8 protein-coding genes are annotated in these 12,680 nt (G+C 43.8%); 6 read left to right on the forward strand and 2 right to left on the reverse strand.

Annotation, left to right across the window (positions count from 1 at the left end):
* Positions 1–41: 41 nt before the first annotated feature.
* The gene (locus ZOBGAL_RS23720; RefSeq protein WP_013994671.1) at positions 42–1,901 is read right to left on the reverse strand and encodes a hypothetical protein; all 1,860 of its coding nucleotides are present in this window, start codon (positions 1,899–1,901) and stop codon (positions 42–44) included.
* Positions 1,902–2,363: 462 nt separating this feature from the next.
* Here ZOBGAL_RS23720 and ZOBGAL_RS15760 point away from each other — a divergent pair, with 462 nt between their 5' ends.
* The gene (locus ZOBGAL_RS15760) at positions 2,364–3,536 is read left to right on the forward strand and encodes a helix-turn-helix domain-containing protein (RefSeq protein WP_013994673.1); all 1,173 of its coding nucleotides are present in this window, start codon (positions 2,364–2,366) and stop codon (positions 3,534–3,536) included.
* Positions 3,537–3,811: 275 nt separating this feature from the next.
* On the opposite strand, the gene ZOBGAL_RS15765 is transcribed toward ZOBGAL_RS15760, so the two are convergent.
* Complete coding sequence (locus tag ZOBGAL_RS15765) at positions 3,812–4,855, reverse strand: LacI family DNA-binding transcriptional regulator (RefSeq protein WP_013994674.1); 1,044 nt, start codon at positions 4,853–4,855, stop codon at positions 3,812–3,814.
* A 252-nt stretch (positions 4,856–5,107) separates the two neighbouring features.
* Here ZOBGAL_RS15765 and ZOBGAL_RS15770 point away from each other — a divergent pair, with 252 nt between their 5' ends.
* The 5 genes from ZOBGAL_RS15770 to ZOBGAL_RS15790 are packed head-to-tail and all read left to right on the forward strand — an operon-like array spanning position 5,108 to position 12,665.
* On the forward strand, positions 5,108–8,206 hold the full coding sequence (locus tag ZOBGAL_RS15770) for a SusC/RagA family TonB-linked outer membrane protein (protein WP_013994675.1): 3,099 nt from the start codon (positions 5,108–5,110) through the stop codon (positions 8,204–8,206).
* A gap of 11 nt (positions 8,207–8,217) precedes the next feature.
* Entirely contained in the window at positions 8,218–9,582 is a 1,365-nt protein-coding gene (locus tag ZOBGAL_RS15775) for a RagB/SusD family nutrient uptake outer membrane protein (RefSeq protein ID WP_013994676.1), read from the forward strand.
* Positions 9,583–9,620: 38 nt separating this feature from the next.
* Positions 9,621–11,063, forward strand: coding sequence for a CBM96 family carbohydrate-binding protein (locus tag ZOBGAL_RS15780; RefSeq protein WP_013994677.1), 1,443 nt, complete (start codon positions 9,621–9,623; stop codon positions 11,061–11,063).
* A 47-nt stretch (positions 11,064–11,110) separates the two neighbouring features.
* Positions 11,111–11,857 (forward strand): glycoside hydrolase family 16 protein, encoded by a 747-nt coding sequence (locus tag ZOBGAL_RS15785; protein WP_148560722.1) that lies wholly within the window; start codon positions 11,111–11,113, stop codon positions 11,855–11,857.
* Between the two features lie 46 nt (positions 11,858–11,903).
* On the forward strand, positions 11,904–12,665 hold the full coding sequence (locus ZOBGAL_RS15790) for a 6-phosphogluconolactonase (RefSeq protein ID WP_013994679.1): 762 nt from the start codon (positions 11,904–11,906) through the stop codon (positions 12,663–12,665).
* The last annotated feature ends 15 nt before the right edge of the window (positions 12,666–12,680 follow it).

Raw genomic sequence — 12,680 nt, forward strand, 5'->3', positions numbered from 1 at the left:
ATGACGACAGGGGCGGTTTTCCTATTTTTTTTGATCGGAGTTTATTCTATAAGAATGGACTTGACCTCATCAATGGTCATACCCTTAAAGAGGAGGAACCTATCAATTTGCAAACCATGAGATCTACCGCCAATATGCAAAGTGTATGCTCCAGCTTTGGGAAATCTACCTGTTAGCCATCCATGTCCGGCGCCATGTATTTCTGCTACGCCGTTTAAGGTAAAATTGTCATCGCTACGGCCGTAATATTTTTCGAAATGTTTTAGCTGTAGCTCTTTGGCATATCCAAGATTGTCGGCTAAGAGAATCCATATATCATTGCCTTTATCTGTGCCGCGTTCCCCTTTTGGCTGTCTCATCATCCATTTTATGGTGTAGTTCCCAGGGGTTTTTATCTTGAAAGTGTACGAAATAACATGGTCCATGTCGACCTGTTGGTAGGTGTTCGGCCCATCATAATAAATAAAGGCGCCGCCTGAGGCTTTTTCGGTATCCTTTCCAAGTTTCCATGCGCCCTTTAACTCAAAACGTTCGGCTTCAAAAACCACTAAACCCTTTTTTTCTTCTCCGGACCGATCTGGGGTGCACTCAAAGGAAATAGACCTCCATCTACCACGGGCATAGGCATAGGCATCGTCTTCTGGTATCTTGCCGTTCGAATGGGTGTTCGATTCAATTTGGATTATATCACCCGTTTTTACCGGTACATTTTTAAAAGTTCGGGAATAAGGGGCCATATCACGAGCGGTTTCGGGATTTTGAAATTCACCGATCAACTTACCGTCTACTTTCAGCCTATAGGTACTTTCCCCATCTTCTTCCGTAAGTGTTGTAAGGGTGATATTGTAATGGTCGGTAATACCTTTAAAAACCTTTTGGGTTGCCGCAAATTCATTTTTATATACAACGGCGTCAATCGCCACCGCGTTTCTGGAGTGGTCTTTATAGGGTGTTACAAACGGGCCTATTTGTAACATTTCAAAATGTTTGACCCCTATGAGGTGTGTGTCTTTGCATTCTGGTAAAGGGGTAATGCCATCTCCTATAAATTTCTGAAATTTTTGAAGGTTTCCATCTTCGTCGCCCAGAAGTAGGTACCAAACCATACCGGCATCGGAGATATCGGCACCTTTATTCTGTGGATGGAACAGCGTCCTGCTATATAGCCAATTGATATCTGGGTCCGAATGGTCCCTCATCCAGTGGTATGGAGCGAAGTCTGTGTTGGAACACCAAAGTTTGCTAGGGTTATCGCATGCATTTTGATCTTTTATTTTTTTGTACTTGATGCGATTTCCACTTAAGGCTATAGTTTCTTTCATGGTGTGATGCGCTTTTCTGCGCAAGTGATTGTCATTGTAGCCACTGTGGGAAATAACATACACATGGGCCAAAGCTTCTGAATGGCCATCATCTACAACCTCTTTTACCGCTCTGTAAAAGAATTCGGAAGGTCCCATATGAATGAAATACAAAGGGTCTGTAGCTGTTGATTTTTTCAACGCTTCTGCCAAATGTGTAATTGCGGTAGCATTGTCTTCAGAAACATCAAAGAAACGCGTAGCATCGAAATTCCACCGCTTAATGGCACCCTTGACCCCGTCAGCCATGTAATTGGTTTCGGAAGTATGTGGCGGCGCCGCAATAAAATTGTTGTACGAGAAATGTACGAGCCTATCCTGTAGTCCGAGCTTTGCGATCATGGCCAAAGCAGCTGGCGTGCCTCCCCAATCATCTGGGTCGGCACGGGGCCATTGGGCTTCAGGGTGCTTGTCCGCTTGATTGTTGCCATCGGCACTAATGGCAACGCGATTGTTGTTGTAGCCCAGGCTTTGGGCGAACAATATTTCAGATGATAGGCATATGAAGCCAAGAAGTAAAATAAAAGGTTTGGTAAGCATCTAAGGTCTATTTTGGTTATTGGTCAATTATTGATCACGGTTCTGATTTTTATAAGATGTACTATAGCAGCTTCCTCTTTTAAATGATCCCCATAATTTTATGCCCATGGTTCCCGGGGCTTGGAAATGTATTCGAATTATCGAATGGCCCCATGTTCTCCTGTCCTTCTTATTTTTTATGAAAACTGCCACGACAAATACTTGGAATTCGCCCTTAAAAAAAATGAATGGGGGTTGTAGTAACACCGCTTGGTAATATGCAATGTAAACCGTAGCATCGTATTTAATTACAAGAAATACAGTAAGGGAACTGTATAGGATACTGTGGCTTTAACTGTTAATTTTTTGAGGAAACAATGTGTAATTATTTGAAAATCAAATTAATGTGATTGAATTTGTCATTTACCCATATTGGAGGGGAGAGTGTAAGCAAATTGAAAACAAAGGTTATATTTGAGGGATATGATATCCGAACCAGACCAAAAGACAATCGAAAAAGCGCTTAACGATTTATGCGCCCATCCCATTTTTGTTAATTCGTTAGTGTATAAACAATTGCTTCAATACTTGGTTAAAAAGGCGATTGAGAAAGAAGACATCAAGGAATACACCATTGGGGCCGACCTTTTTGGCAAGAACTATGTGAACGACAAAAATGATGGGGCCGTGCGAACCCACATGTATAAGCTCCGAAAAAAATTGGTAGCCTATTATGCGGACAAGAATGTGCAAAACGAAATAATATTCGAAATCAAAAAGGGACAGTACAATTTGGACTTTATTTCCAAAAAAGAGTATGACAGGCATAAGAGGTCGCTTGAATTTCAAATTCCGTTAAAATGGGTCAAGGGTATAGGCTTGGTTCTGTTATTGGCCTTTGGGGCCATGTGGGGCATATCTTATTATTTGGGCAGTCCACCGGCGTTATGGGAGGTTTTTTTGAAAAATGGGGATAAAACTCTCGTGGTCATTTCGGACCAGTACATGCTGATGCATACCAATATCCAAGGTGAAAAGCACCCTACGATGTATTCTAAGATTAACAGCGATGAAGATTTATTTGCGTTTAAAAAGGAATATCCAGACCGAAAATTGGAAATGACGGATTTTACACTGGTATCGAAAATGGCACCTTACGGTATTAAGAATTTAGATGAATGGTTTTTTAGCTGGGACAGTAATTTTAAGATTGAGTTAGAAAGTAATCTTGCGCTTAACCATATCAAGGAAAACAATATTGTATTTATCGGACAATTTAAGACCATGAATCTTTCCAAGTCGTTCTTTTTAAGGGATAGTAAGGTTTTTTCTACCTATGGTGATGGTTTTAAGGTTAATGCCAAGGGGAAGGAGAAAATTTATACGACACAATTTGCACCCGATAAAAAGGTTGAATATGCCCTAGTTTCCTTTACCTCGTTGAGTCCGGACAAGCGCGCCCTTTTTTTTGTGTCCAATAACGATATCGGGGTTATGGCTACCTTGCGTTTGTTTACCGATCCAACCTGGCTTAAAACCTTGGAAGAAAAGTTACCTCAAAAAACCAGCAGCTTCAATGCTCTATTTGAAGTAAGTGGAATGCAACGAACCCAAATGAGTAGTGAACTGATAGAGTTGGAGATTCTTGGCAATTAATGGGTAAAGCTGTAAGCTCCCTGTTTTTGCCGAATGCTAACTTTGTTGGACCTGGAATACAATTGGCAGGGGAGCTGAAGCGGCAGGGATATTTATCGCGGATCGGAATTTGTAAGGTCAAGGCCAAATATTAAGAATAGAACGGGTTCAATCTTGCTTTGCAGTTTTTCCTTAGAATTTTAAAGGCTTTCTTCATTTGGTTTTCCACTATCTTTATGGAGATGTTCGCTCACTCGATTCACTTTTCTTGAAGGTGTCTCCTCCATAGATATAAACTATGTATTGGGGATATTTTCTTTTCTCATTGAGGAAGCCCTGACCACCAAATCGGTCTTGAGGGTAATGGTTTCGAACTCTACAAAACTATCGGTATCGTCTATCTGTCGGATCAATAGGCTTGCGGCGGCCTGCCCCATTTGAAAGGCGCGGTCGTTAATCGTGGTAAGGTTGGGTTCTATGACCCTTGATATGGGGTAATTACTAAAGCCCACTACGGCTATTTGCTCGGGAACCTTGATATGGGCCTTTTGAAAGACCTGAATGGCGCTGATCGCCGTATAATCGTTCGAACAGAACAATCCGTCGGGCAATTCGGGTAGGGCCAGCATTTTTTTTGCGCATTCGGCCCCCTCTTCGTAGGTCAGGTTCTTGGTTTCTAGAATAAGGGACGGGTCTATGGGCAACTTATATTTTTTTAAAGCCGTTTTATAGCCCTCCAAGCGGTCTTTAAAAATGTGGGTCGACTGGTTTCCGGCGATATGGGCGATGCGGCTACAGCCTTGTTGGATAAGGTGCTCCGTTGCCTTAAAGGCCGATTCGTAATCGTTGATGACAATTTTGTTGGCGTTAAAATTGGTCGGGACGCGGTCGTAGAAAATTACGGGTACCCCCAATTTGGCGAATTTTTTAAAATGGGCATACGACTTGGTCTCGTTCGAAAGACAGATGATAATGCCCTCGACCATCCTGTTTTGTAAAATACGGGTAATCTCTTTTTCCCTTTCGAAGGAATCTTTCGATTGAAAAATGGTGACATTATATCCCTTGCTATAGGCGTACTCTTCAATACCACTAATGACCAGGGAGTGGAAGTGTATATCGATCTTGGGAACGATAATACCGATGGACTGGGTTTTCTTTTTTCTAAAACTCGAGGCAATGGAATTGGGGGTAAAGCCTAGTTCGTCTGCCTTTTGCTGGACCAGTTTACGTGTGGCATCGCTAATGGCAGGGTGCCCCGAGATGGCCCGTGAAATCGTGGAAGGCGATAAGTTCAGCTCCTTTGCCAAATCTTTTAAGGTAACTCTGGAATTCCCCATAAGTAAATTTTAACAAACGTTTGCGTAAATTTTACAATCTCAAATTAGAAGAAATATTCTCTAAACGTATATTATGATGTAATATATTGCAAATTTAACATTTTTTAGCCAATTATTCTTAAGTGGGAATAAAATTTAAGGAGATTTTACAGTTATTTTATGCAAACGTTTGCATTAATTCGATCTTAATTTTATATTTGAGATCATTAGGCGTTGATAGTTCTTTTCTAATAACCAGTTAAACATTGTTTTATGAGTAAAAAAAGTAAATCCGATCGTTCGCATTTCGGTAGTCGAGAGTTCTTCTTAAAGACTGGTATTCTTTGGGTGATGTTGTTTTTCCTTCATGGTTTTGGCTTTTCGCAAGAGCTTCGGATAGTAGGGAAAATTACCGACCAAGAGAGTGGTGAACCTCTTATCGGGGTCAGTGTCGTGGAGAAGGGAACCACAAATGGGGTGGCTTCCGACTTTGATGGAAAGTATATAATAAAAGTAAATTCCCCTGAAGCCGTATTGAGCTTTTCTTCTATGGGTTACCGAGCTGTAGAGATCCAAGTGGGTGAAAAGGAAGAATTGGACCTTGCTTTACAGCTGGTAGCCAATCAACTCGACGAGTTCGTCGTGGTAGGCTACGGTAAAAAGAAGAAGCGGAACTTGACGGGTTCAGTGGTGTCCGTCGGTGTGGAAGATATTGCCCAGACCAACCAACAGGATGCTTTGAGCATTTTACAAGGACGGGCCGCTGGGGTACAGATCGTTTCCAATTCCGGGGCGCCCGGTGGCGGTATGACGGTAAGGGTCAGGGGGAATTCTTCCTTGAACTCGGGAAACTCCCCATTGTACGTGATAGACGGGGTACCCGTTGAATCGAATTCCCTTTCTTCGTTGAACGGAACGGAAAACTTCGGTTTGAACCCGCTTTCCGATATCAATCCCAATGACATTGAATCCATCGAGGTTCTGAAAGATGCGGCTTCTACCGCAATTTACGGTTCCCGTGCCGCAAACGGCGTGGTGATGATTACGACCAAAAGGGGAAAGGAAGGCAAAGGCCAGGTGAATATCAGTTTTACATCGGGTACGAGCCAGATTACGAGAAAGCTCAGTGTCTTGAACGCCTCCCAGTACCGACAGGTGATTATAGATTCTTACCTGAATATGGACAATCCCGTTGAGCCGAACTGGACGGTCATTGATTCCTTGAACCCTAAAAACAATGGTGATGTCGATTGGCAAGAAGAATTGTTGCGGGTCGCGCCACAATATAAGGTAGACGTATCGGTACAAGGTGGTTCGGAGAATGCTAAGTATTCATGGAGTTCTTCCTTTTTGGATCAAGACGGTATCATCCTAAATTCCAACTACAAAAGGGTGACCTCGCGCTTAAATGTTGATTTTGATGTTTCCGACCGATTTAAAATTGGTCAGAGCATTTCCTATACGAACGGGGTGAACAACCGAATAAACGCGGGGGGAACGGGTAACTTAAGTGTGGTCCGTGAACTCTTGATCAGACCGCCATCCTATGCCATGTATTTGCCCGACGGTTCTTTGAACGGGTATCAATTTGGAAAAAGAAATCCCGTAGGTCTCGCCGAATACGCAACGCATTTGAACAAGACCAATAGGGTAATCGGTAACCAATACGGTGAATTTACCTTTTTTGAAGGATTGAAGTTGCGCAGTAACCTGAACTTAGACTTCCTCAATATGAAGGAAGACGAGTTCCTTCCATCTTCCTTAGATTATCGGGAAGGCTACAATTCTGGGGCGACCAGCTCGCTCAACAACTTGACTTGGGGCAACGAAACGTTTTTGACCTATGACAAGGCCTTCGACAAGGGGCATAACCTTAACGCCTTGGCGGGCTTTAGTTTTCAGGAATGGAACTATGAGCGTACCGGCCTTGAGGGAATGTTTTTTCCTAGTGATAACGTCATCACCTTAAATGCGGCGGGAACCATTTCCGGACAAGAGGCCAACATCCATACCCAACACTCCATGTTGTCGTATTTCGGAAGGTTGTCCTACGATTACAAAGGCAAGTACTTGCTGGAGATGAACCTGAGGGCCGATGGTTCTTCGCGTTTTGGTAAGGATAACCGTTTCGGTTATTTTCCTTCGGCTTCCGTGGGATGGAGGTTCTCCGATGAGAATATATTTGAAAACGTAAATTTCCTTTCCGATGGAAAATTAAGGTTTAGCGCAGGACAGACGGGTAACGAAGCCATAGGAAACTATACTTCCCAAGGTGAATTTTTAGTGGGCACCAATTATTTGGGGTATTCCGGGGCATCGCCATCGGTAATGCCGAATTCTGGACTCACCTGGGAAACCACTACCCAATACAATGCGGGCCTGGACCTGTCTTTTATGAACAACAGGCTCACGGTCAATGCGGATGTCTACCTAAAGGAAACGAACGATTTGTTGTACAACGTACCTATACCTAGAACTTCTGGTTTCGCTTATAGCACGCAGAATATAGGAAGCATTGAAAATAAAGGGGTAGAACTCCTGATTTCTACGCGTAACTTGGTAGGTGACTTTAAATGGGATACCAATTTTAATATCAGCACCAACCGTAACGTGGTAAAAGATTTGCCCGACGACTTGTTGACCAATGGATATATACAGAACGGAACCTATCATATCTTACAGGAGGGATTGCCGATAGGTACCTTCTACGGATGGAAGTTCAACGGGGTATATGCCCGTGATGAGGACAATGTAAACGGTATTACCAACGGGGCCCTGGGCAAGGTGTTCAAAGGGGGCGACCCTATATGGAACGACCTTAACGGCGACAATATCATTGATGAAGACGACCGTGAGGTTATCGGGGATGCCCAGCCTGATTTTTTTGGGGGGATCACGAACAACTTTAGCTATAAAAACTTTAGTCTTGGCGTCTTTATGCAGTTCTCTTATGGCAATGATATTTATAGCGAGATCAACCATCAAAGAAATTCAGTGGTCCGCTATAACAACCTTTCTACCGATGCACTCGATAGATGGCGTGAACAGGGCGATGTTACCGATTTTCCAAAACCGGTTCGCGACGACCCTATGCAATCCGATAGTCGGGTACAGAGCCGATGGGTAGAAGATGGTTCTTATTTAAAGCTAAAGAACGTCAACCTGCGCTATAGCTTCCCTTCTAAGTTGATCAGTTCATTCGGACTTAGTAAACTTGATGTGTTCGTAACGGCGTCCAATTTGATTACTTGGACAAAGTATACCGGTTTTGATCCGGACGTAAACTCTTATAATGGCCTGCGCGCCGGTATTGACGAGGGGTCCTACCCACAGAGCCGTACCATCATGACAGGATTAAACTTTCAATTTTAAAAAAAAGGACCATGAAAAATTATAAAAAAATACTTTCGCTCATTCTTATGGCAGGAATATTTTCTTGTTCCGACGATATATTGGATAAGGATCCCCAAAGCGGTTTTTCCGCCTCGGGTTTCTACCAGACCTCAAGTGATGCCCAGGCCGGGGTATACGGTATCTACGATGCCGTTCAATCTACATTTTCCTTGAACTTTTCCTTTTGGGGAGAGGGTAGGGCCGATGCGGTCGATACAAACCACTCGGGCGACCCATTGCTCATGAAGCAGAATGCCTTGAACAAAACCATGACTTCCGCCCGATGGAACAATCTGTATGAAACCATCAGCCGGGCCAACTATGCCATAAAATACGTACCGGGTGTTTTTGAGTCCGGAAACGATTTTAGCAATCAGTTGGTGGGGCAGGCAAGGGCACTCAGGGCCTTGTCTTACTTTTATGCCGTACGTGTGTGGGGCGATGTACCCATGATATTGGAACCCTACGAAAGTTCGGAACAAGGGTTCTTTGTCGAAAAAACGGATAAAGAAGCTATTTTAGACCAAATAGAAGCGGACTTATTGTTTGCCGCTGACAATTGTCGCGAGAGCTTTGGAGGGGAAAGAGATCGCCTCTTGATTACCCAAGGTTCGGCCTATGCCTTGCTTACCCAGGTGTATATGTGGAGGAACAAATACGAAGAGGCCGTAGACGCTGCCGAAAAAGTGATGGGCAATAGTTTGTACTCCTTGGTGGGGATAGGGGATTGGTCAAAGATTTTTTCGACCGGTTTTTCAAACGAAAGCATCTTTGAGATCGGTTACGATGAAACACAGACCAACAATTTAAGGGTGCTTTACGCCTTGGGCTCCGATAGCCACTATTTTCCCAGTGAGACCTTTAGAAATTCCTTTGAGGAAGGCGATTTGAGAATGGACCTTATTTATGATGTGACGGCAGAGCAGCCTAAAAAAATCTGGAAGTTTTTCGGACAAGGGTTCAACGACGAAAGTCCGGATCCCTCCGATAAAAATATAGTAATGGTCCGATTGGCCGATATTATGCTTTTAAAGGCTGAGGCCCATAATAAATTGGGGCAGGTAAATGAAGCTTTAGGACTCTTGAACACTATTCGAACCAGGGCAGGTCTGGCCGAGTTGACCCAAGACGATGCCATAAGTGCCTATGGGGATGTGGAATCGGCCATTTTACACGAGCGGTCCATAGAGCTTTCCTTTGAAGGACACCGTTGGTTCGACCTAGTGCGGACCGGTAAGGCCATTGAGGTGATGAAGCCGATCAATGGTTTAAGTGATGAAGCCAACTTGGTGTGGCCATTGCACGAAGACGCCCTAAATAGAAACCCTAAACTCGTACAGAACGCTTTTTACTAGAATCCGGTTCATTTATGTGTTCAATAAAAAAATAAAACATGAAAAATCATATCATAAAATTCACAAAACCCGTTCTCCTTGCCGCTGTTTTCATAGGTGGGGTTTACAGCTGTGAGATCCAAGAAAACTTTGATTATCAAGAGTCGGGTATAGACGGTAAGTTAGAGATTTCCGCTTGGGAATTTATTAAAAGGGATACCTCCTTGTCCATGTTCGAAAGCGCCATAGTACGAGCGGAATTACAGGGCTTCTTTAGCGATAGCGAAACGAGGACCTTTATAGCGCCTACCAATACCGCTTTTTCCGAATATCTAGAGACGAATTCCTATGCATCTATAGACGATGTGCCTTTGCCTATTTTGCGCAACGCCCTCAAATACCACATTGTAAATGATAAGGTATTGTTTACCGACCCGAAGCTGTTCGAGAACAATAAGCCTTTGCCCTATAGCACCGAGAACGGGCAAACCATGTATTTGTCGCATAACAGTAACTTTATTGGACTTATCAATGAAGGTACGAGCAAACAATGGGAGATTTACAGCTCGAACATAGAGCCTTTGGGCGATGTGGTACACGTGGTAAATTCCATAGTGTATTTTTCGGCCCCTTCAGGCGATCTGAACGTTCCTGATCCCACCGTAAAAACCGATACCATTTATCCCATACACGATACCTACGTCAACGGTGGAAGCCAGTCTGGGGTCAATTTTGGTTCCGATGTGCTTTTAAAGGTCAAGAATGTCGATGGTAACGGCGATTATGATAGAAAGGCCTTTTTAATGTTCGATTTGAACGATTTTGACGAAGAAGGCGTAATTACCGATATAAAACTTGAGATAGCGGTAAAGTTCACCCATGCCAAAGGGGTGGCCTTGGATCTCTATGCCGTACAGGATACGCTGTGGAACGAAATGGGACTCACCTTTGACAATGCCACCTTCCCTACCGATGACCCGATAGCCAGTCTTACGACCACCAAGGTGAGCACGTTTAACTATGACCTAACGGATTACGTGACCGGTTTGGGCGGTATGCAACGTGTGGCCTTTATGCTAGACGGTGAGGCGGGTACCAACGAAACGGACGAATTTGGTTCTAAGGAAAATACCGATTTTAATATGCCCATGTTGATCGCCACCCTAGGTTCGGGCAACAGTTTTCTTGAATTGGAGAAAAACAATGGTTTTAGCGTAAACACGGGTGAAGCTTTTGTATGGAATTCCGATGTTCTTGAAATCTCGGGGGCTTCCAACGGTGATATCATTTATACCGTAGAAGGGATACCTCAAAACGGATGGTTGATCAAAGGGGCACAAACCTTGCAGGTGGGTGATAAGTTTACCCAGCAAGATATCGATTTGATGAACTTGGTCTACATCAATAACGGATCGGGTAGTGCGGATCAGATTGATTTATCGGCCAAAGACAGGGTTGGGTCGGTCATAGAACCGTTCACCTTGGAAATCCTTATTCAGTAATAAGTTTAAATATTCCCATGCAAATACAAAAAGACAAAATGTATGCTATGTTACGAAAAGGTATGTTCGGTCTTTTTGTAGTACTTGACCTTTTTGCCCTTAAAGCCTGTAGTGGCCCGGAAGGCCCCCAAGAAACACCGGTTCAACAATCGAATCGGATCATCGAGTTTTCCGGGCACCAATGGCTGGTCCGTAATTCAAATAATGATAAGCAGGGGCCAGGCCCCAACTACTTCTTAGACTCCGAAGAAAATGTCTGGGTAGACGATGAGGGGCGCTTGCACTTGAAGATTATCAAAAAGGAAGGCATTTGGTATTGTTCCGGAATAAGCTTGCTACGGTCGCACGGGTATACCAAGTATGTTATGTATGCCTCGAGTAGGCTGGATCAAATCGATGAGAATGCGGTCGCGGGATTTTTCGTGTACGGAAACGATACCGAGGAAATAGATATCGAATTTTCGAAATGGTCTAAAACCGAGAATGACAATTCGCAGTTTGCCGTACAGCCGTCTTCAGTGGTTGACAACAAGTTCCGGTTCAATATGGAAATGGAAAATGGCTTGTCGACCCACTTTTTCGATTGGAAACCCGATCGTATCGAATTTGCCAGTTTCAACGGGCATGTCGATGTAAGTTTAGAAGAACCCCTAAATCACTGGGTGTACAAGGGTGCCGATATTCCGCCCGACAAGGAAGAAAGATTAAAAATAAACTTATGGCTTTTTAAAGGAAGTAGTCCATCGAACAACCAAGAGGTCGAAATCATTATCGACAGAATCGAAATTTTATAGGCTCATAAAAGATGTGGCCTAAGCGCAATAAAAAACAGAAATAAAAATGCTAGATTACGCAAAGAAAATTAATGTCTTTCCTTCTAGGACCGAAGCAGGTACAGCTGCCGGGAAAGCAATTGAAAAACATATCCTAAAATTGCAGGAAAGACAAGAGGTGGTACGTATTATTTTTGCCGCCGCGCCTTCGCAAGATGCCATGTTGGAGTACTTGGCGCAATCCCGATCCATTCGGTGGGATAAAATCATCGCCCTGCATATGGACGAGTACATCGGGTTGCCCCAAGGGGCACAACAACACTTTTCCAAATACCTCGAAGACCACCTTTTTTCTAAAGTAGGCCTAAAGGAGCGGTTTTTGATAAACCCCCATACGGATTTGGACGAAGAGCTCGACCGATATTCAAAACTGGTCAACGAAGGCCCGATAGATATGGTTTGCGCTGGTATTGGCGAGAATGGCCATATTGCATTTAATGACCCCCCGGTAGCCCATTTTGATGACCCCGAAACGGTCAAGATTGTAACCCTTGACGAGGGATGTCGCCAGCAACAGGTGAACGATGGCTGTTTCGCCAACTTGGACCAAGTGCCTGAAAAGGCCTTGACCTTGACCATTCCCGCCCTAATGAGGGGCGAGAAGCTGTTCTGTATTGTTTTGGGCGCTAAAAAGAGCGAAGCGGTAAAAAACTCCTTGTTGGGGCCGATCACTACCGAATGTCCGGCTTCGATATTGGCAACACATGCCAATTGCGAATATTATTTCGATGAGGATGCCTACCAAGGGGTGGTAAAGGTGTCGAGTTAAATTTTTAAATTAAAG

The sequence above is a fragment of the Zobellia galactanivorans genome, assembly GCF_000973105.1.
Lineage (GTDB): Bacteria > Bacteroidota > Bacteroidia > Flavobacteriales > Flavobacteriaceae > Zobellia > Zobellia galactanivorans.

Coding starts and splice junctions, on each gene's coding strand:
- ZOBGAL_RS23720 (WP_013994671.1), bottom strand. CDS start 1,901: ATGCTTACCAAACCTTTTATTTTACTTCTTGGCTTCATATGCCTATCA.
- ZOBGAL_RS15770 (WP_013994675.1), top strand. CDS start 5,108: ATGAGTAAAAAAAGTAAATCCGATCGTTCGCATTTCGGTAGTCGAGAG.
- ZOBGAL_RS15765 (WP_013994674.1), bottom strand. CDS start 4,855: ATGGGGAATTCCAGAGTTACCTTAAAAGATTTGGCAAAGGAGCTGAAC.
- ZOBGAL_RS15760 (WP_013994673.1), top strand. CDS start 2,364: ATGATATCCGAACCAGACCAAAAGACAATCGAAAAAGCGCTTAACGAT.
- ZOBGAL_RS15790 (WP_013994679.1), top strand. CDS start 11,904: ATGCTAGATTACGCAAAGAAAATTAATGTCTTTCCTTCTAGGACCGAA.
- ZOBGAL_RS15780 (WP_013994677.1), top strand. CDS start 9,621: ATGAAAAATCATATCATAAAATTCACAAAACCCGTTCTCCTTGCCGCT.
- ZOBGAL_RS15775 (WP_013994676.1), top strand. CDS start 8,218: ATGAAAAATTATAAAAAAATACTTTCGCTCATTCTTATGGCAGGAATA.
- ZOBGAL_RS15785 (WP_148560722.1), top strand. CDS start 11,111: ATGTTACGAAAAGGTATGTTCGGTCTTTTTGTAGTACTTGACCTTTTT.